The sequence below is a fragment of the Streptomyces sp. TLI_105 genome (assembly GCF_900105415.1).
Taxonomy (GTDB): Bacteria; Actinomycetota; Actinomycetes; order Streptomycetales; family Streptomycetaceae; genus Streptomyces.
In genome coordinates, this window is record NZ_FNSM01000001.1 from 8317181 (window position 1) to 8335705 (window position 18525).

General features: G+C 72.7%; 19 protein-coding genes and 1 pseudogene. 12 read left to right on the forward strand and 8 right to left on the reverse strand.

The window, feature by feature from the left end:
• Positions 1-535 precede the first annotated feature (535 nt).
• Positions 536-697, forward strand: a pseudogene (locus tag BLW86_RS37855) (pirin); the annotation flags it as partial.
• 834 nt (positions 698-1531) lie between these two features.
• Here BLW86_RS37855 and BLW86_RS37860 read toward each other — a convergent pair.
• Positions 1532-2758, reverse strand: a complete 1227-nt coding sequence (locus BLW86_RS37860; RefSeq protein ID WP_256341584.1) for a PP2C family protein-serine/threonine phosphatase — start codon at positions 2756-2758, stop codon at positions 1532-1534.
• 627 nt (positions 2759-3385) lie between these two features.
• On the opposite strand from BLW86_RS37860, the gene BLW86_RS37865 reads away from it, so the two are divergent.
• Together BLW86_RS37865 and BLW86_RS37870 are read left to right on the forward strand one after the other, a co-directional pair.
• Positions 3386-3937: a hypothetical protein gene (locus tag BLW86_RS37865; protein ID WP_093878211.1), complete on the forward strand. Its 552-nt coding sequence runs from the start codon at positions 3386-3388 to the stop codon at positions 3935-3937.
• 16 nt (positions 3938-3953) lie between these two features.
• Complete coding sequence (locus BLW86_RS37870; protein ID WP_218138035.1) at positions 3954-4586, forward strand: hypothetical protein; 633 nt, start codon at positions 3954-3956, stop codon at positions 4584-4586.
• An 86-nt stretch (positions 4587-4672) separates the two neighbouring features.
• On the opposite strand, the gene BLW86_RS42325 is transcribed toward BLW86_RS37870, so the two are convergent.
• Together BLW86_RS42325 and BLW86_RS37875 are read right to left on the reverse strand one after the other, a co-directional pair.
• Complete coding sequence (locus BLW86_RS42325) at positions 4673-4819, reverse strand: hypothetical protein (protein ID WP_177181876.1); 147 nt, start codon at positions 4817-4819, stop codon at positions 4673-4675.
• Between the two features lie 560 nt (positions 4820-5379).
• Entirely contained in the window at positions 5380-6558 is a 1179-nt protein-coding gene (locus BLW86_RS37875; protein WP_093878213.1) for a serine/threonine-protein kinase, read from the reverse strand.
• Between the two features lie 263 nt (positions 6559-6821).
• Here BLW86_RS37875 and BLW86_RS37880 point away from each other — a divergent pair, with 263 nt between their 5' ends.
• The 4 genes from BLW86_RS37880 (at position 6822) to BLW86_RS37895 (ending at position 9711) form a co-directional block, all read left to right on the forward strand.
• Positions 6822-7046 carry a DUF6458 family protein gene (locus BLW86_RS37880; RefSeq protein ID WP_093878214.1) on the forward strand — a complete coding sequence of 75 codons (225 nt, stop codon included), beginning with the start codon at positions 6822-6824 and terminating at the stop codon, positions 7044-7046.
• 61 nt (positions 7047-7107) lie between these two features.
• Entirely contained in the window at positions 7108-7482 is a 375-nt protein-coding gene (locus BLW86_RS37885) for a ribosome maturation factor RimM (protein ID WP_093878215.1), read from the forward strand.
• Between the two features lie 203 nt (positions 7483-7685).
• Complete coding sequence (locus BLW86_RS37890; protein WP_093878216.1) at positions 7686-8138, forward strand: SRPBCC family protein; 453 nt, start codon at positions 7686-7688, stop codon at positions 8136-8138.
• 1015 nt (positions 8139-9153) lie between these two features.
• Complete coding sequence (locus BLW86_RS37895) at positions 9154-9711, forward strand: DUF6328 family protein (protein ID WP_256341585.1); 558 nt, start codon at positions 9154-9156, stop codon at positions 9709-9711.
• On the opposite strand, the gene BLW86_RS42330 is transcribed toward BLW86_RS37895, so the two are convergent.
• Together BLW86_RS42330 and BLW86_RS37905 are read right to left on the reverse strand one after the other, a co-directional pair.
• Positions 9693-9848: a hypothetical protein gene (locus BLW86_RS42330; RefSeq protein ID WP_177181877.1), complete on the reverse strand. Its 156-nt coding sequence runs from the start codon at positions 9846-9848 to the stop codon at positions 9693-9695. The genes BLW86_RS37895 and BLW86_RS42330 overlap by 19 nt on opposite strands.
• A 424-nt stretch (positions 9849-10272) precedes the next feature.
• Positions 10273-10953 (reverse strand): DUF4230 domain-containing protein, encoded by a 681-nt coding sequence (locus BLW86_RS37905; RefSeq protein ID WP_093878217.1) that lies wholly within the window; start codon positions 10951-10953, stop codon positions 10273-10275.
• A gap of 371 nt (positions 10954-11324) precedes the next feature.
• On the opposite strand from BLW86_RS37905, the gene BLW86_RS37910 reads away from it, so the two are divergent.
• Positions 11325-11798 carry a VanZ family protein gene (locus BLW86_RS37910; RefSeq protein WP_371129687.1) on the forward strand — a complete coding sequence of 158 codons (474 nt, stop codon included), beginning with the start codon at positions 11325-11327 and terminating at the stop codon, positions 11796-11798.
• 1011 nt (positions 11799-12809) lie between these two features.
• Positions 12810-13082: a GlsB/YeaQ/YmgE family stress response membrane protein gene (locus tag BLW86_RS37920; RefSeq protein WP_093878219.1), complete on the forward strand. Its 273-nt coding sequence runs from the start codon at positions 12810-12812 to the stop codon at positions 13080-13082.
• A 333-nt stretch (positions 13083-13415) separates the two neighbouring features.
• Here BLW86_RS37920 and BLW86_RS37925 read toward each other — a convergent pair whose 3' ends face one another.
• Entirely contained in the window at positions 13416-14393 is a 978-nt protein-coding gene (locus tag BLW86_RS37925) for a GlxA family transcriptional regulator (protein WP_093878220.1), read from the reverse strand.
• Between the two features lie 98 nt (positions 14394-14491).
• Between BLW86_RS37925 and BLW86_RS37930 the strand changes: the two genes are divergently transcribed.
• A complete protein-coding gene (locus BLW86_RS37930) occupies positions 14492-14896 on the forward strand; it encodes a hypothetical protein (protein WP_093878221.1) in 405 nt (134 codons plus the stop codon).
• Between the two features lie 135 nt (positions 14897-15031).
• Here the strand turns inward: BLW86_RS37930 and BLW86_RS42670 are convergent, their stop codons facing one another.
• A complete protein-coding gene (locus BLW86_RS42670) occupies positions 15032-15169 on the reverse strand; it encodes a hypothetical protein (RefSeq protein WP_218138036.1) in 138 nt (45 codons plus the stop codon).
• An 858-nt stretch (positions 15170-16027) separates the two neighbouring features.
• On the opposite strand from BLW86_RS42670, the gene BLW86_RS42335 reads away from it, so the two are divergent.
• On the forward strand, positions 16028-16258 hold the full coding sequence (locus BLW86_RS42335) for a hypothetical protein (protein WP_177181878.1): 231 nt from the start codon (positions 16028-16030) through the stop codon (positions 16256-16258).
• Positions 16259-16388: 130 nt separating this feature from the next.
• On the opposite strand, the gene BLW86_RS42340 is transcribed toward BLW86_RS42335, so the two are convergent.
• Positions 16389-16538, reverse strand: a complete 150-nt coding sequence (locus BLW86_RS42340; RefSeq protein ID WP_177181879.1) for a hypothetical protein — start codon at positions 16536-16538, stop codon at positions 16389-16391.
• A 132-nt stretch (positions 16539-16670) separates the two neighbouring features.
• On the opposite strand from BLW86_RS42340, the gene BLW86_RS37945 reads away from it, so the two are divergent.
• On the forward strand, positions 16671-17729 hold the full coding sequence (locus tag BLW86_RS37945; protein ID WP_093878222.1) for a hypothetical protein: 1059 nt from the start codon (positions 16671-16673) through the stop codon (positions 17727-17729).
• Positions 17730-18525 lie beyond the last annotated feature (796 nt).

Consider the following 18525-nt stretch of genomic DNA (forward strand, 5'->3'; position numbering starts at 1 on the left):
AAGTGACGTCGGACCCGGTCAGCCGCGTTGCCGCCATCGCTGTACCCGGCGACGCAGCCCCATGCTTCCTCTGCGGGGTCCAGATACAGAAGGTCCACGGCCCCGCCCACTCGGCCTCGCTTCGTGCCGGCTGTTCGGCCAGTAGCCGTCAGGCGACCACACCGGGGCCTGACGCTCCGCCTGCGCCTTGATCTCCCAGTGGGACTCGTGAGCAGTTACACGCCACGCTTCCTCCCACGAGGCCAACGCCGCGCCGACTGCCGCGCCCGCTGTGCCCCGGCGCCGAACGTGGCGCGCCAGCCACACGAGGGCAGCGAGCACTGTGGCCAAACCACCAAAGATCGCTAGCAGCGGAAGGACGTCACCCATGTCGTCGAGGGTACGTGCACCCCGGCCGCGTCACTCAAGGAGTCGATGGCATGCGCTCAATTTTCAGCGGCACGGAACAGCTGTCGCGCACCACACCGTTAGAGAGTGTCAGTTGCCCGTTGCGACTGCGAGGTTGGCGTGCGGAACGTTGCGTACATGTGAGTGGTGGTGGAACTTCGTGGGCCGCACGGACGAGGAGATCCGCCAGGAGAGGGAGGACTGGACGACCGGCTCCCGCTTCGGCGAGGTGAAGGGCTACGACGGCGACCGCCTGGACGCCCCGGAGGTTCCGGCGGCCCAGTTGAAGGCGCAGGGTCGGGTGCGCTGACCTGAGGTTTTCTCTGCCGATCCGATGTAGGAGCGGGGGGTGCTCGGCCCTTGCCCGGGGCTGTTGCCGCGGCTGCGGGAGGGGGTGCATCGCAGCCCCTCCCGGTCGCGCCGTCGGTGGGTGTGCTTCCAGGGTGTGTTTCGTGTGTGAGCAGGTCTGGTCAGCTGGATGCTGACCTTTGCTGACTTCACTGACATGGCATCAGGTTCCTCGACGACGCGGCGCAGGGTGCGGCGGCAGGCCGGTTTCGGCACCGCGACCCGCGCGGCTCATGGGCTGGTGGGACATCGCGGTCCGGCTGTTTCCGCCGGCTGCTCGGCTCGACGTGCGCCGTCGTTCCAGCCGGGGCGAGGAGGACGAAGACGTTGTTCAGGGCAGCGTGACCGGCGCCTACGGTATCCACCAGGGCTGGCCCTCGGTGGTTCCCGCATGCGGTGTGCGACGGAGTGGGCACGATGCTCGCCGTCCAGGGCCTTGGTCGGCATTCACCCGGCCGTACGGGCCGTGCGGCCCTCAGAGCCGCTGGCCGCTGCCTGAGGCAGCGACATCGCGTACCGGCCCCGGCCTCGGCAGCGTGCGAACCGGAACGGACCTGGTGGAAAGGGGTTTTCTCGTCAGCCTGAACTCGGCCTCTTGCTCCGCCGGGGCACGTCCCTACCGGTCAAGGCACCCTCGCCGCCCTCGCGGCCGCCCTTTCGGAGGCACCGCCCTGTACCGGCAGGGAGGCAGGATCCGCGGGCCGGTCTGTGGTGCGTGGGCGAGGGGGAACCGTACGTCCTGCCGAGGAGACCGTCCCGTTGCCGTGGCACAGGACCGAGCCCTGCGCTGGTGGGTTCATGGGCGCAGGGGGTGCCATTCGGTGAGGAGGATGGTGGCGTCGTCGTTCAGGCGTTGGTCCTGGTGCACGAGGATCTGCTGGATCAGGCGGCGCAGGGCTTCGGGCGCGGGGAGGCCGTCGGTCAGGGCACGGACGACGGCGTCGGCCAGGCGCTGTTCGCCGAACAGCTCGCCGGTGGCGGAGCGTGCGTCGGTGACACCGTCCGTGAACAGCAGCAGCCGGTCGCCGGGCTGCAGGTGGGTGCTGTGGACGTGCGGGGGCGGCACGTCGTAGCCGGTCAGCCCGAGCGGCGGGTGGGGGGTGCGGCCGAGTGCGCCGGTCACGACGCGGCGGTCACGGATCAGCAGCGGCGGAGGGTGGCCGCAGTTGATCCAGTCCAGCCGACCGGTGGTGGTGTCGAGGTCGGCGATGACGCAGGTCAGCAACCGCTCCGGGATCCAGCGGTCCAAGGTGCGGTCGATCTCCACGGCGATGTCGTCGAGGCGGCCGCCTGCGCGCCGGGTGGAACGGCAGGCGGCCAGTGCGGCGGCGCTGCAGCCGCCGGACGCGAGGTCGTGGCCCATGGCGTCCAGAAGCGTCAGGTGCAGCACTTCTCCGGCCAGGCTGTGGTCGTACGCGTCCCCGCCCACCTCGTACGCGGGTTCCAGGACGGCGCTTGAGGTCACCGCCGCGGTGCCGATGGTGCGCGGTGGCAGGAACGCCCACAGCAGCTCGGACTGCAGGCTCATCGGCCGGGTGCGCAGGGTCCGGGCCAGGAGGTCGCTGTACGGTTGTTTCGCCGCCAGGATCATGGCGACCAAGTCGGCGAGGGCCTCACACCGGTGCAGCAGGGACGCATCGAGTTCCGGCGCGGTCACGCGCAGCACCCCCACCCGACCGATGCCGTCCACGACCGGGACCCATCCCGTCCATTCGGAATCGTCGGCGTCCGGTCGGCTCAGCTGCACGGTTTCGACGCGGTAGGCGCGTCCGGCGAGCGAGTTGTCGACGGGCAGCGTTTCCAGGTCCGCGATCCCGCCGCCGGCGACGAGCCTTCGCGCCTGCTCGGGACTCGGGAGCGCGACCAGATCGCGCTGCTGCAGGTCGGCCACGTAGGCACGGGCACCGGACAGCCCCAGCCGCCGCCCGGCGTCCTGCACGAGATCGGGGATCGCATGGGGCGCGAGGCGGTGGGACGAGGCCAGCACGTCGGCCAGGACCGAACCCAGGGTGTCGCTCTCCACCGGCACCAGCCTGCCCCTCGCCGCCGGTCACCGGCCGACCCCGGTGACCTTCCCATCATGCGCCGGAACAGGGCCGACCGCGGCGGGCGCCACGCGTGACCAGGTAATGGTTCCACGACCGGCCGTGACGACTTCCGGGCTGTGCCGACTTCCGGGCTATGACGACCTCCGGGCCGTGACGACCTCCGGGCCGTGACGACTTCCGGGCCGTGCCGCCCGACACGGCCCGGGGCGGCGCCCCTGACGACCGGTGCGGCGGGTCGGCCGTCCCGGACGGTGACCTCGATCGACCCGTCCCCGGCCGCAGCTCCAGCACGGCCGGCCCGGGCGCGTACCCGAACGCGGTGGTGACCGGCTCGCTCGCGTCGATCGCTGCGCACGGGGTCCGGCGTCCGACGCCGTCGGGCACGCCGGAGGCCGCGCCTAAAGGCGCGGCGGAGTGTGTCGGCCGGCAACCTGCTCGGCGCGGATGGCCGGGGAGTCGACCCCAGCCCTTCCCTGTCTGTCTCTTGACGGCCTGTTTGTGTTCGAGGCCGTGGGGCACGCGGATTTCCATGTGTCCTGGGCCCCGAAGGGCCGGGACGGAACAGCGCGACTCTGCGAGGGAACGCGAAAGGGTGAGAGCCGATGTCGACCGGAATCGTCCTGGTCGTCGTCGCGGTCGTCGTCATGGGGTTCGTCGCCGGCGTGGCGGTGGACCGTCGGCGGCGAGCGCGACTGCGCGACCACTCGGGGCCCGAGTACGAACGGGCCGTCGAGGCGACCGGCAGCAGACGGGCCGCGGAACGGGAGCTGGACGCCCGCGCGCGGCGCTTCGACGACCTGGACATCACGCCCGTACCCGGTGAGGTGCGGGAACAGTACGCCCGACGGTGGATGCGCGTCCAGGAGGAGTTCGTGGACCGGCCCGAGGCCGCGGTCCACCACGCCGACGAGCTGGTGGCGGAGCTGATACGAGACCTCGGCTACCCCGACGAGGGGTACGAGCAGCGGATGCGCGACCTGTCCGTGCGGCACGGCCGCACGCTGGAGCACTACCGGGCGGCCCTGGAGGTCCACGCGCTGAGCACCTCCAAGTCCGCCACCACCGAACAGATGAGGGGCGCGATGATGCGCTACCGCACCCTCTTCGACGACCTGCTCGCCGTCGGCGAGCCGACCGGCACCCGCCGGTCCTGACGTGGAGGCAGGAGAGATGCGACACCACGACACGTCCGAGCGCGAGACTCGGGCGACGAGCCGGCGACACCGCCCCGACCCGGTGGACGAGCGCCCCGAACCCCGGCAGGCGCCGCCCCGGCAGGCAACGCCCGCGCACAGGCCCGCACCGCAGTCCGCGCCCCAGGACCCGCCCGTGCCCTCCGTGCCACCCCTGCCCTCCGCGCCGCCCGGCCCGGCGGCCACCGGCCCGGCGGCCACCGGCCAGGGCGGCGACGCCCGTCACGCCGCGCCCGCCTCGCAGGTTCCACAGCGGCACGCGCCCGGCGCCGGTGCCGCGGAACACCGGCCGGACCGTGTCCGCCCCGCACGACCCGACGTCGGCGCGGACGACGAGGAGATCCCGGACCTGCTCGGCGCCGCGGAGGAAGAGGCCTTCCGCGGGCGCTGGCGCGAGGTCCAGGGCCGGTTCGTCGACGACCCCCGCCAGGCCGTCCATGCGGCGGACGTGCTCGTCGGGGACGTGATGAGGACCCTGGCCGACACCTTCGCCCGGCACCGGCACGCCCTGGAGGGGCAGTGGAGCCAGGGGCTGGAGGCCGACACGGAGAGTCTGCGCCGTGCGCTGTGCCAGTACCGCGCCCTGTTCCACCGTCTCCTGTCCACCTGACGGCCGTGAAGACCTGACTCCGGATCCCCGTCCCCGGCGGTGTGCTCGACTCCCCGGTCCGCACCGCCGGGCCGGGTGAGCAGCCGTCAGCAGCGGCCACGCAGCTTGTCGAGGAGGCGCTGCGCCGGGGCGCGTCCACGGAGGCCCGTGGCGGCCCGGCGGCCGGACGCCGCCGTGCTGCGGCCCTGAGGGTCGCGGGCGAATCGCGTGGTGCGGGCCGGCAGTGCGGTCATGGGACCCTCCCCGCGTCGAAAGGGCGGGACGCTCCCGCGGGCATCGTCCGTCGGGAGAGCGCCAGGCAGCAGTGACGAGCCTCATCCGGTGCTGCCGCTCGGCGTCCCGGTCGTGGGCGGGGCCGGGTTCGAACGGCGGGGCCGGCTCGATCCGCTGCTGGGAAGAGCCGATGCGGGGCGTCTCCGTGTCCGGATCGCCCGCGGTCACGACCCCCGCCGGAACGATGGCGCGTCTGTCAGGGACCCAGGGACCCGTGTTCACCACGACATGGCCGCGGCCGGCCGTGGGCCCGTGCGTGTCGACCGTGCCGACGAACCCGTCCGTGGCCTCGACCCTGTACCCGGCCAGGTCCAGATGTGCCGCATGGGACGCGGTCTCCCCGTACGTCCGGATGCCGGGCGCCGTGTTCGCCTTCCTTCCCTCGGAGGCGAGTGCTACCGGGCGTCGTGTTCTGCCACTCCGGGTTGCCCGTCGGCGTCGCCCCACACCATCTCGATCCGCCGGGCCGGGAGGCTCTTCCGGATCGTGGAAGCCTGTGGACCGACTTCATGATGGAGCGTCAGGAATCCTCGGAGGAACGGGTGGGATCGTCCGCGCGCGGTACGAGTGGTGCCGGTGCGATCGTCCGGGCACCGTCCGCCGACCCCGGGCGGGGAGCCGCCGCGCCCCGGGGTGCCGTCTCCTGGGTGGGGGCGCTGTCCAGGGAACCGGTCAGCGTGAGACCGAGGGCGACCAGGGTCGCCGCCACGGCCCGCGTGCCGACGGGGCGCCCTGAACGGCCGACACCGAGGGAGCGGGCGGACGTGCGTGCGCCGACCGGTCCGGTGGGTCGTTCGGGGACATGGCGAGCAGGCCGCCCGTCCCCGGAGGCGCGTCCGGGGGCGGCGGGGGAGGCGCGTCCGGCCCTTCGCGGGGAGGCGAGGACACGGGCGCAGACGGCCGCCTCGGGCCGGGCCTCGGGGGCCCGGGCGGTCATGGCCGTCAGCAGGGCGGCGAGCTCCGCCGGCAGACCCGGCGGAAGCACCGGAGGGCGGTCCAGGTGCGCCAGCGCCGCCTCCAGCGGCGCTCCTCCGTACTCCGTCTCGCCCTTCAGCGCTTCGAGGAGCACCAGACCGAGGCTGTAGACATCGGCTTCGGGCCCCGCGTTCCGGCCCAGGGCCTGCTCGGGCGCCATGTAGGAGGCGGTCCCGACGAGCGTGCCGTCGCCCTCGGGCGCGAAGTCCGCGGACCCGTCGAAGCAGCGGGAGATGCCGAAGTCCGACAGGTGTGGGGCGCCCGTGCGGTCCAGGAGGATGTTCGACGGTTTGACGTCGCGGTGGACGACCCCACGGGCGTGCACATGGGCGAGGGCCGAGGCCAGGACCGTCCCCATCCGGCAGGTCTCGGCGTGCCCGAGGACCGTGCGGGTCATGCGCCGTTGCAGGGTCGTTCCCCGGACGAGCTGCATCACCAGATAGGGCCGGCCTTCGTCGTTGCCCGCGTCGTAGAGCGTCACCAGGCCGGGATGCTGCATGCGCGCCAGGATCCGGGCCTCCTCGCCGCACCGCGCCTGGGTCCGGCGGGCGTCCTCGGGGCGGAACACCTTCACCGCCACCGGGCGCCGCAGCCGCAGGTCCAGCGCTTCGTACACGTCGGCCGAGCCGCCGCGGCCCAGGAGACGGTCGAGCCGGTAGCGGCCGGCGACGGCGTGGGTCTTCAGTATGAGATCCGGATGGAAGGGCCTCGCGCGGACCTGCATCGGTGCTCCCCGGGGGTGTGGTCGGCCTCTGCCGACGGGCCGATCGGCGGGTGTGCCGCCCGCTGACGCGTGGACGGGCTCGCGGCTGACGCGTGCCCCGTCCGTCCATGACCATCCCCCGGAGGGAGGGGAAAGGAGCGAGAGCGCCTGCCTGCCCTTGCCGGCAAGGGCAGGCTCCGACCGCGCCCGGGGAGAACGACATGATCCCTGGAGACCCGGGTACGCGGACGCTGTCCAACCCGTACGGGAGGGAGCAACCAACCATGGGTCTGGGACTGTTCATCATCATGATCGCCGTCGGGGCGGTCCTCACGTTCGCGTCCGACTGGGAGCTCGAAGCGGTCGACCTCGATCTGGTCGGTCTGATCCTTATGGCGGTCGGCTTCCTCGGAACCGCCGTCTACACGAGCGTTCTTCGCCGCCGCCGGATGGTGGTCCCGCCCGTGGCGCCCACGGTCACCGACGACGACCGGCGTGACCTGCTCTGAGGCGGCACGCACATTCGGTGCCGCGACGTACACGACGCACAGCGACAGAGGAGTGACAGCGATGACCGATCATCTCTGGTCCTACAGCACGGAGTCCGGCCACCTGGCGGGCACTGACCTCACCGGATGGCGGGTCGAGGCGTCCGACGGGCACATAGGGAAGGTGGACAAGCACTCCGACGAGGTGGACGACGCCTATCTGGTCGTGGACACGGGCGTCTGGATCTTCGGCAAGGAGGTGCTGATCCCGGCGAGCACGGTGACCCGCGTCGACCTGGAGGAGCACACGGTCCACCTCGCCCTGTCCAGGGAACAGGTGAAGGACGCACCCGAGTTCGTCTCCGACAAGCACCTCGCCGACCGGCAGTACCGCGAGGAGATCAGCCAGTACTACCGCACCGGCGGACCCTTCTCGGGCGGCGCGGGCGTCATCTGACAAGCCGTGGCCCGGGTTTCCCCTCAGTTCCGTGCCCCTGCCGACGTAGCGCACCGGGGCGGGGAAGGCCCGGGACCCTCAAGTGACACGGGAGGCGTCCGGTGTCCGCCGAAGAGGTGTGAGCTCCCCAGGACGGGTTACGCGAATCATGGCAATCCGTCCCGGAAAGGGAGGGAAGCCTCGTCTAGGAGAAAGGTGTTGACATGTCGAAGGTGGAGGAGTCCGTCGAGGTCGAGGTCCCGGTCCGCGCCGCGTACGACCAGTGGACCCAGTTCGAGACGTTCCCGCGCTTCATGGACGGCGTGGAGCGGATCGAGCAGCGTACGGACACGCTCACCCACTGGGTCACGGAGATCGGCGGTGTGCGTCGTGAGTTCGACGCCGTCGTCACCGAGCAGATCCCGGACGAACGCGTCGCCTGGACGACCGTCGAGGGCGAGGCGCGACAGGCCGGTGTCGTCACGTTCCACCGTCTCGACGAGACCCGGACGAAGGTCATGCTCCAGCTGGACTTCGCCCCCGAGGGGCTGACGGAGCAGGTCGGCGACAAGCTCGGGTTCGTCAAGCGCAAGGTGACCGGCGACCTCAAGCGGTTCAAGTCGTTCATCGAGGAGCGAGGCGGCCGGGAGACGGGCGCCTGGCGCGGATCGGTCTGAGGATCCGACGCACGGCGCAGACCCGCGTCCGCGGGACCGGGAGCGCCCAGTGGCACACGACGGCGTGGGCCGGACGAGTTTCCGTCCGGCCCACGCCGTCGTACGGGGCAATGGCCCGCCCCGCTCGGTCGTGACGATTTCCGGCCCTGCTCCGCCACCGCGGACCGCCTCGGGGCGCGTCGCCGACGTCGTCCACGAGATCCCGGAGGGCCCTCCCGCGTGCTCTCCGAGCCTCGTCGTGACGTATCGGCCCCATGGTCCTCGCGCCGGTCGGCACTCGGGTCCCGACGCGTCCCTGATGTGTCCTGGGAAATCTGGAATGGCCGCCTGAGCGGCAGGTGGGCGGCTGGAGGTGTGCATGGGACTGCCTCCTCACCGCCCGCCCGCGGCCCCCGCCGCAGGCCGGCGGCCTTGCGACCGCCCCGCACGGGGTTTCTTCCGATGCGGGGCGGTCGCCTGTTCGCACGGGAGCACGCGGGCGAGCAGGCCGGTCGGCGGACACGACACGGGGGCCGGCCGATGGCCTGACAGGTCGCTCTTTTCGCCGTCGTCGGTTCCGGGCGTTGCGTCAGGCCGGGCAGCGCCCCGAGGGGCAGGTCGCCGTTGCCTCCCCCCCCCGCCATGAGGGAGGACCCGATCCTTGACCCCGGACCGGCTGTCTTACCGGCCGATCAAGTACAGCACATGCGCCAAGGCGCCCCCTTGTGTCGCCGAAAGGGGGATGGGTCCCTGCCACCGGGGCACACGGGTGCTGAACGACCGGACACGCTCACGCGGCACGATCCGCGGGTTCCCCTTGCCGTAGGTCGTCGGCACCTGTGTGCGGGCCACCCGCACGCCGCCCCTCCACCGCAGGACGGGCCGATCGGCGGCCGTGCGCCGGCGTCCGGGGCGAGGTGCCCCGACGCGCCCCGGGACACCGCGGTGCCCGGCGCGAGAGCCCCTCTCCGCGCCGGGCGCTCATCGCCGGAGAGGGCGGGTCCGCTCCGGCCCCACACTCCTGAGGAGGATCTTCATGGACGAACGAAACGGCGGTGCCACGCCGAAGGACGAGCAGGGCGAGAAGCGGCGCGGAGGGAACGCCGGGGAGCCCTGCACCGGTACGGACGGGCGGGGCGAGACCGAGGAGGAGCGCGCGGACCGGCGCTGGCAGGAACTCCTCCAGGAGATACGAGTCGCTCAGACCGGCGTCCAGATCCTCCTCGGCTTCCTCCTCACGGTGGTGTTCACTCCGCTCTTCCACGATCTGGAGCAGACCGACAAGACGATCTACCTCGTCACCGTCATCCTCGGCTCGCTGGCGACGGGTGCGCTGATCGGTCCTGTCTCCGTCCACCGGATCGTGTCCGGACGGCGGGTCAAGCCCCAGGCCGTCGTCTGGGCATCCCGGCTCACCTTCACCGGCATCCTGCTCCTCCTCGCGACGCTGACGGCCGCGCTGTTCCTCATCCTGAGGGTGGCCACGCACGACCCGTACGTGCCCTGGCTGGTCTCCGCCGTCCTCGTCTGGTACCTGGTCTGCTGGTTCGCCCTGCCCCTGTGGGTCCGCACGCATCACACGAGCGGAAACTGATCCCACGCCCGCACGAGCCGGGGCCGACCACCGGCCGTCACCGGGCCCCCCCGCCGCGCCGTGCCGCGGACAGGCGCGATGCTCCACCACGTCATCGCCACACCGACATCGAACACCAGGATCAGCACGACCGGCACGACGGAACCCTCCCGAGTCCAGGACCACGTTCGAGGGTCCGACTGACCGCGAACACGACGCCGAAACGCCTTCCTCCGCCACGAATCCGAAGGGCGGGGCTACGGGGGAGAGACAGGGATGCCGGAGCCGTTCCTTGCGTGGGGAACGCCGATGCAGAAGCCGCACGCCGGGGAAGCCCAAGGTGTTCTGGGTCGACGTCAGACAGGAGTGGCGGGGCGCGGTGTCGGCGCTGCGAGGACGAGGCCGGGGACAGCCTGCGCGAGGGCATGCCTGCGCGAGGGCATGCTCGAAACCGGCTGATCCGGCCGGCCGCCTGCGCGCCGCCCCCCGTTGAAGCGCTGCGGCGCGTGGGGAGCGGTCGAGGCCCCGCCGCCTCCTGCGCTGATCGGTGCGCCTCCAGGGCGTGACCCGCGCGGATCCCGCTCATGCGTAGGTGACCGTCACCCGTTCGAAGCCGAGGCCGAGCAGGAGTTTCCGAAGCATCTCGGTCGTGTTCCGCTCCGCCCGGGACGTCAGGCCGGACTCGCGGGCGGCGTCGCTGATCCGCTGGGCGGCGAGGACGTTGACGGCCTGCTCGCTCGCGGGGTTGTCCGAGAAGAGGTCGCCCAGCCGGTCGAGCAGACCACGCTGCTTGGAGACGGCGTACGAGCGCTCGGGATCGAGCGCGGGAGCGGCCAGCCTGGCGTGCGGCAGGCGCAGGGTGGCCTCGGTCCGGTCCGCGTCGACGGTCACGGTGCCGTCCCCGAGGCGGCCCAGTTCGACGTAGGCGCCGACGCTGCCGCTCGCCACGTAGAGGGTGCGGGTGCCGCGGATCGAGTCCGGCAGGAACCGCGCGTCGTGCTCCAGGTCGACCACCACCTGGTAGGTCCCCGCCGCGCCCTCGTACCGGCTCAGGTCCTGGACGGCCTTCAGGACGGCGGGACCGGAGCGGTCCTTCACCTGCGTCCCGAAGACGTCCAGACCGGGGATCCTGAGGAACTGGCCGATCAGCATGAGGGCGACGGCGAGCACGAGCAGGGCGACGATGACGAGGCGCCACTTCCCTCCGGAGCGTCTTTTCGTCCGGCAGGGCGGCGAGGGTCTGTTCTCGGTGTCTTCTCCCATGGTCGCCTGGTGCCCGCCTCGGCGCCTCCCATTCCCAACTCCGTTTGTACTGGTACGGGTTGATGCTCCTGAGAGGGGAGTGTCAGACGTGAGGTCCTCGATGAATCGCACGGCATGCGGCCACCTCGTCCCGGGTACGCGGGGTCCGTCCGCACGCGGGCGTCCAGAGGAGGAAGAGGCGCATGATCGGTTGGAGAGCGTGGGGGAGACGGGCCGGAGCGGCGGGAGGCAAGACGGCAGCGGCGGCGCCCGCCGGGACGGAGCCGGCCGGGGCCGAGCGGGCCGGGACGGGAGCAGCCGGGGCGGAGCCGGGTACGAGAGCGCCGAAGGCGAGGCCGGCGGCCCCGGTCCGACGAGGCCCGGGGCGGTTGGTGCGGGCGCTGGTCACCCTGACGGCCCTCGCGGGCATGGTGGCGTTCGCCGTGGTCCTGGCCAGACTCACCCTGGAGGCCTCGCCGGCATCCGTACCCCTCACCCGCAGCAATCTGACACCGGGCCGGTCGATCGAGAACTACCTCCACCAGCCCGGCTTCGTGGAGACCGTCAAGCAGCTCGGGGGAAACATCGCCCTCGGCGTTCCCTTCGGAATCCTCTTGCCGCTGCTGTCCCGCAAGACACGCGGATTCCTTCGGGTCGCGCTCGTCACCGCGGCCACCATGCTGCTCGTGGAACTGGTGCAGGGCGCGCTCATCACGGGACGTGCCTTCGACATCGACGACGTCCTCCTCAACACGACGGGAGCGCTCCTCGGCTACGTGCTCGTCGGCCGGCGGCTGGGGCGCGCCGTCCGCCCTCGCACCCGCCCCCGCTGGTGGAAGCGGCGCCCGGACGACTCGTCCGCCTGACGCCGTGGCGGGAAGCGACCCGGAGCGCGCTGTCGTGCGGCTCCGTCCGGACCCGGAGTGCCGCTCCCGAGACGCCCGCTCCCGAGGCCGCCGGTCCAACCCCCGCCGTCGAGGCACGCCTCCGACTCGCCGGCCGGCCTCCCCCTGGGCCTCCTTGCGGGTGGCCCTCGTCCAGCTGCTCGGATTCAGCGACCGGAGGGCGACCGGCAGAGTGATGGAGAGCCTGCTCTCTCTGGCACCGGGACCGGCCGGCGACGTGCTGGAGCAGGCCGTGGCGGCCCTGCGGGACAACGCCGGCAGGGGCGGGGCCATGACGGCCGTGGCCGGCCTGGTGGTGACGCTGTGGTCGTCCTCCGGCTGCGCCGACGCGTTTATGCGCGCCGCCGATCCCGTCCATGACGTACGTCCCCGAAGACCGCCCCGGGCGGAAACCGCTGCTGATCCGGCTGGGCATGGGCCAGGACGGCCACGCCGTGGAGCCCGGCCGCTACCGGCGGGTCGTCACGAGGCCCTGCCCATGGGCGAACCGGGCCGTGATCGTGCGGCGGCTCATGGAGCTGGAGGCCTGCCGGTCCCCGCCAGGGCCGACTGATCGCGGAAGCGGGCGCTTCCGGCCAATGGCGGTCCGGACCGGGTGGCGGCCGGCGACGAGCCGGACGCCCTCGGGGTCGAGGCGGGCCGCCTGCCCGGGCAGCCCACCGCGTCCACGACGCCCTCCCCGTATCCCTGGCCATCCGGTCCGACCGCCGGCCCTCTTCGGTCCGGACCGCTGCGTCAACGCCCTCACCTGAAACGCCCTCACCTGATGCGGCTCGTGGCATCGGGCGACGACCGGTGGGCCGTCGCGCCGAACCCGCCGGCGGGGGACCCTCCTCCGTTCCGGCGTGCCCTGAGATCCGTGCCCGGATCGGGGAGGCTTCAGTGCGCCCGTTCGAAAAGAGGTGTTTGGCGGCGCCGGATCGGTGCAGGCGAAGCTTACGAACTTCTCAGGCGACGAATCGGAGGCGCATCATGGGCATCATCGCGTGGATCTTCATCGGCCTGCTGGCCGGCGCGATCGCGAAGGCTCTCATGCCGGGCAGGGACCCGGGCGGCATCATCATCACCATGCTCATCGGCATCGTCGGCGGCCTGCTCGGCGGCTGGCTCGGCAAGGTGATTTTCGGCGTCGACGCCATCGACGGATTCTTCGACCTTTCCACCTGGATCGCCGCCGTCATCGGCTCGGTGATCCTTCTCGCCCTCTACCGCCTCGTCACGGGCAACCGACATCGTCATGCCTGACCCCAGACCCAGCAGGCACACGCAGAAGGCTCCTCTTCCCCTCGCGGGCAGGGGAGCCTTCTGCGTGTGCGGATCCTTGGCGTGGGCTGGTCCGGAAGTGGACCGGATCTTGGCCCGGGCAGTCCTGGGGTGGAGGGGACGGGGGTGGGACAGGAAGCGCTGGGAATGATCAGGAGCGGGCCGGCTGTCGGGTGGGGCCACTGTGCTGCGCATGAGCAGCGTGCGGCCGTCGGATGTGCCCCGGCCGGCTGTTTGCTCCACGTCCAAGTCGCGGCGTCCGGGACGCCGATCGGTGGGCAGGACCAACCGGGTTCCTGAAGTGCGGCGATGCCGTCACCGGCGATGCCCGGCCCCGCTGCGGTAGCGGGACGGGGAGACGCCATAGCGGTCCAGGAACGCCTTGCGCAGGGCCTCCGGAGTGCCGAAGCCACAGCGGGCGGCCACCGACGCCACCGGGAGCGAACTGGACAGGAGGAGGTGTGCGGCCGTCTCCGTGCGTACGCCCCGGACGTACCGGCCGGGCGGTTCCCCGAGGCATCGGGTGAAGAGCCGGGTGAGGTGGCGGGGCGTCATTCCGGCGCGGGCGGCGAGGGCGGGCGTGCTCAGGTCGTCGTTCGGGTGCGCGGCGATGTAGGAAGCGAGGACGCGGACGGTGTCCTCGCGAGGGGGCGGTGCCGCGGTGAACACGCTCATCTGGCGCTGATCACCCGGACGTTGCATGTGGACGACGAGGTGCCGGGCCACCCGGCGCGCCGGCTCCGGGCCGTGGTCCTCCTCGATGAAGGCCAGGGTCAGGTCCAGCGCGCTGGTGATGCCGGCCGACGTGTACACGTTGCCGTCGCGGATCCACAGGGGCGCCGGGTCCACCCGTACATCCGGGTATCCGTTCGCCAGGTGCGGGGCGAACTGCCAGTGGGTGGTGGCCCGTCGGCCGTCGAGGAGACCTGCCGCGGCCAGCACGGCCGCGCCCGTGCAGACGGAGGCGACCCGGCGGCTCTCGCGGCTGAGGCGCCGGACATGGCCGACGAGGCGGGGGTCCGCGGTGAACCGCTCGACACCCAGCCCGCCCGAGACGACGAGCGTGTCCAGCGGCCCCTTCGTCCGCTCCAGGGACTCGACACCTGCCAGCGTGAGTCCGGTCCCGCACCGGATGGAGGCCCCGCCCGGGGCGATCACCCGCACGCGGTACGGCGTACCGGGGTCCCCGAGTGCGTTGGCGAGGGCCAGGCCCGTGGTGACGCAGGCGATGTCGAGGAGTTCGGCCGACTCGAAACCGACGACGGCCACCACCCGCTCAGCGCGATCCCCCATGCGTCGACCCTAGTCCGCACGGACCACCAGCCCAAGACGGCGGACATCCCGGGAGCGAGCCGGCGACCGGAGCGGTCTCGCGCCGGACAGTGGGTCGCATGACGACGATCCGTTTCCTCGCCCACCGCTGGCCGACCTGGCTCGCGCTCGCCCTCGCCCTGGCGACCTTCGCCGACGGGCTCCCGCCCGCCTCCTTCCTCGCTGCCCTCCTCGTGGTCATGCCGCTGTGCTACCTGGCCTTCGGGGCCGTACGCGGCGAACTCGGCGACCGGCGGGCGCTCACCGTCCAGACCGCCGGTCTCGTCGTCTTCTGCGCGTGGGCCGCGGTGGTCCTCCTCCTGGACGGGAGGACCGCGCCGTACGTCGTGGCCGTCGGCTGGTTCGCCCACGCCCTCTGGGACCTCTCGCACCACCGCACCGGCCGGGTCGTCCCCCGCGCCTGGTCGGAATGGTGCGGCGTCGTCGACGCGTCGGGCGCGCTGGCGATCGTCCTGCTGGTCTGACCACGCCCTCACGGCACCGGTACCGCACGTGAATGCCCGAGCGCGGTGGGGTGTCACCGAGCGGTTCCGACCGGCAGGGAGCGGCCGAGAGGGGTGAGGCCGTGCAGGTCGGCCGTTCCGTGCGGACGGTGTCGATCAGCCCCGCGGCCCGCAAGACCCCCTGCGGTGGCCGGCCGCCACGCAGGAGACGGAGGCGCGTTCGGCGAGCGCCGTCGTGGTGGCGGGGGTGCGCAGGAGGGCGGGCACACGGGCCCGGGTGCGGCCCAGCAGCACCGCGAGCGCCTCCGGCCGCTCGTCGGCGGCGGCACTCCCGCCGGCCGCCTCGTACAGGGGGTGGACGAGGACGGTCGCCGCCTTCGGGATCCCGGATCGAGCGCCGGCCGCTCCACGGGCGTCGCCGCGGCCGCCTCCAGACCGCCGGAGAGGTCGTGGATCCCGGCCGCAGCAGGAAGCCCGGTACGAAGCCGTCCTCCGCGACCAACTCGGTGAGCACACCGGCCCGGACACCAGGACCCCCGCGCGGGGAGAGGTGCCACTTTCGGGCCGCGGACCGCGCATGACGCGTCTGCCCCCGCCCCCCGCCCAGCACGGTCTCCGCCAGCGCGTTGGCCGCCGGAGCGAGCGTGACCCGGCACAGATCGTCGGCGGTGAAGGGAAGACGGATCAGGACGAGCGAATATCCGGCCGTCGGGCCCTTTCGACGAGGGATGAAAGGCACTGCGCTCCGCGCGAGGGCGCCGCACGCTCCTCTCGTCTCCTTCGTCTTGCGCAGCATCCCCACGGAGGTCGCGCCGATGCGCCGCCTTCCCGTCCGTACCGCCTGCCCCGCGGCCGCCTTGCTGCTCACGGCCGGCGCCGGAGCACCCGTTCCCCGCGCCGCCGCGCGGGACCTGCCCGACCGCTACGTCGTCTCCCGTGAGGCGGGCGTGCCACCCGAAGGGATCACGGTCGCCCCTGACGGCACCCTGTACGTCTCCTCCGACGGCCTCGGAACCCTGTACCGCGGCCGGACCGGCGCTCCGGACCTCGCGCAGTTTCCGGCGCGCGGGCCGGAAGACCGCCCCGGCACCCTGGGCGTGCACACCGACCGGCGCGGCCGCGTGCTGTCCGTCGGGGGGCGCGACCCTCACCGTGCACGACCGCCACGGACGGCTGCTTGCCCGCCGCACGGCCGAGGACGGACCGATCGGCGCGCCGCACCTGAACGACCTGGCCGTGACCGAGGACGCGGTGTACGTCACCGACCGGGCCAACCCCGTGATCCACCGGGCGGAGATCCGGAGCTCGACCGCGGGCCCGCTCGAACCCTGGCTCGACGTCCGTGCCGCGTTCCCCCGTTCCCGTCCCCATGCTGGCTGTTGAACGGCATCGTGGCCGACGAGACGGGCTCCACCCTCCTCGTGGCGTCGAACGGCACGGAGGCCGTCCGGCGGATCGGCACCGCGGACCGGGAGGTCAGCCGGCTCGACGAGCCGGCGCCGGTTGAGGTGACTCAGCAGGCGGAGACCCAGAGGAGCGAGCCGTTGTCCCAGAGGTCCGAGACCTTGTCGCGGGGGGCACGGACGATGCGCATGACGAGGAAGACCGGGGGCGGCCCGTGGAGGGGTCTGCATCTGACCTCCCGCCGACGGCCGGCCCACACGGCCTGAACCTTGAAGGCTGCTCCTGCTGCCGATCCGTCCGGAGGAGGTGTGCCGTCGCCTGTGCAGGGGAACCGCCCGCTGCCGGTGCGCACCCTGCGGGGATCCAGCCCGGGATGCGGCACGATGGCGCGATGAACGCACAACAGGGAAGCACGGCAGAGGAATCCATCGGGGAGATCGCCCGGCGACTCGTCGCGGCAGACACCGACGGCTGGACGCCGGAGGGTGTGAGGGCTGCGGCGGCCGAGCTGGGGTGGGCCTGGGGCGGCACGTCGGACGCTCCTGTGTTGATCACCGGTCGGTCCTCGGGCGATGCTCGCTTGCGCCCGGTCGGCGATTACGAGAAGCGTTACGTCGACGGCGAGTCGTACGTGGAGCTCGCGGTCCCCGTGGCGGTTCCCGCGCCGGACGCCGCGGCGCAGGCGGCGGCCTTCCGCGCCGCCAGGGAGGAAGTGACCGCCGCACTGGGCAAGCCGTCCATCATGGGCTCGCACGGTGACATGGGCCCGTTCTACGACAGCGAGCCGCTCTGGGGCGCTCCCTTCCTGCGCTGGCGCGGCAGGCCGGACACCCTCGAACTGCGTGCCGGGAAGTCGGGGCCGGAGCTGGTCCTGCAGCCCACCGACCCCGCGGAGAACTGGTTCTGGCGCCAAGGCGTCGGCGAGGAGCACTCGATCAGCGGCTTCTTCGGGAGCAACCGTGATCAGGCGAACGCCGGCCTCGGTTTCCCGGGCGGGTGGACCGCCCGTAGCTGGGAGACCGTCACCCGGTCGCTGGGAGGGTTCCTGGGAGCGCTGCCCGCCGAGACCACGGCCCTGGGGGTCCGGATCGGGATGCCGTTCTACGGGCGCGACGGCCAGAGTGCGCCCCTTCTCTTCGACGTGGTGTGCGGCGACCGGCTCTCGATCGCCTGCTTCGCCCCGGACGACGTCGATCCGGCCGCACTCGGCTGGGGCACGGTCGCCGAATTCCCGCACACGGCCTCGGTCTTCGGCGACGACGATCCTGTGTGGCGCGTGGACGCGGGCGGCCCCGGCGAGCCGAAGGGCCACGCACTCGCCGAGATGATCGTGGCCACGGCCAGGGCGGCGGGCGCGAGCGATCCCACCGACCTGATCATCGGCGGCGAGGCGGGGTACGTGGACGGCTACCACGTCACCTACTACGGGCTGGGCCTGCCGACCGGCTGACAGCCTCCCAGGCGCGCACCGCCGCGGCGGTGCGCGCCTGTTCCTGGCGCTCGCCTGGATCGGGGCAGACCGGAAGAGCCGGTCGCCCGCACCGCCCCTATGGGCCGGGCGGCGCTGGGAGGCCGACGCGCTGCTCCCCTCGTACACAGCTGCCGGCCTCGGGTCCGTACGCCTGGCGCCCTCCTCCGAGAGCTGTCGGACAGCCGTGTGTGCCGTCGCGCCGGGGTGGCGGGACCGTGGGGGAGCTGTTCGGCTCGCGCGGTCGGGTCGTGGTCGAGTCCGACCGGCCGGCGGGAGGCCACGGTCTGCGATTCCTCTCGCGGTGCCGACCGCACGGGCCGCGATTGATCTTGCCTCCGCGGGCGGGATCGGGCCCCTGCCGGGGGCGTGGGGCCGCGCGCCGGGCGGCTTCCTGGCTGAGTACGGCACGCGGTACGAGAAGCCGCTTCCGTCTTCCCTGGGCTGACGCCGCTTGGGGCGGCGTCACCGGAGGGCGGACGGCAGCTCTCGCAAAAGGGCGCCAAGCGTACGGGCCCCGAGGCGGAGGGCCTGGAGTTCGCCCTTTTCGTCCGGGCCGTGCCTGTGGTCCCCCCCCCCGGCAGCCCCCCGTACCGAAGAAGAGCGCCGAAGCCTCGCAGGCATGGGCCGGCTGTGCGGCGGGAGCGGCACCGCCGTTTCCTATGGGCGGAGCGGGAGAGCCGTAGGCATGGCAGACCGCGCGGGTGAGTGCCGCCAGCGCGGGCGCGTCGGTGGAGAGGTCCTCGGCCGGGGCGTCCCGAGACGTGGCGGGCTCTGG

Bases quoted from the DNA above. Each gene is read 5' to 3' on its own strand.
- BLW86_RS37865 (WP_093878211.1), top strand. From the start codon at position 3,386: ATGTCGACCGGAATCGTCCTGGTCGTCGTCGCGGTCGTCGTCATGGGG.
- BLW86_RS37870 (WP_218138035.1), top strand. From the start codon at position 3,954: ATGCGACACCACGACACGTCCGAGCGCGAGACTCGGGCGACGAGCCGG.
- BLW86_RS42325 (WP_177181876.1), bottom strand. From the start codon at position 4,819: ATGACCGCACTGCCGGCCCGCACCACGCGATTCGCCCGCGACCCTCAG.
- BLW86_RS37875 (WP_093878213.1), bottom strand. From the start codon at position 6,558: ATGCAGGTCCGCGCGAGGCCCTTCCATCCGGATCTCATACTGAAGACC.
- BLW86_RS37880 (WP_093878214.1), top strand. From the start codon at position 6,822: ATGGGTCTGGGACTGTTCATCATCATGATCGCCGTCGGGGCGGTCCTC.
- BLW86_RS37885 (WP_093878215.1), top strand. From the start codon at position 7,108: ATGACCGATCATCTCTGGTCCTACAGCACGGAGTCCGGCCACCTGGCG.
- BLW86_RS37890 (WP_093878216.1), top strand. From the start codon at position 7,686: ATGTCGAAGGTGGAGGAGTCCGTCGAGGTCGAGGTCCCGGTCCGCGCC.
- BLW86_RS37895 (WP_256341585.1), top strand. From the start codon at position 9,154: ATGGACGAACGAAACGGCGGTGCCACGCCGAAGGACGAGCAGGGCGAG.
- BLW86_RS37905 (WP_093878217.1), bottom strand. From the start codon at position 10,953: ATGGGAGAAGACACCGAGAACAGACCCTCGCCGCCCTGCCGGACGAAA.
- BLW86_RS37920 (WP_093878219.1), top strand. From the start codon at position 12,810: ATGGGCATCATCGCGTGGATCTTCATCGGCCTGCTGGCCGGCGCGATC.
- BLW86_RS37925 (WP_093878220.1), bottom strand. From the start codon at position 14,393: ATGGGGGATCGCGCTGAGCGGGTGGTGGCCGTCGTCGGTTTCGAGTCG.
- BLW86_RS37930 (WP_093878221.1), top strand. From the start codon at position 14,492: ATGACGACGATCCGTTTCCTCGCCCACCGCTGGCCGACCTGGCTCGCG.
- BLW86_RS37945 (WP_093878222.1), top strand. From the start codon at position 16,671: ATGAACGCACAACAGGGAAGCACGGCAGAGGAATCCATCGGGGAGATC.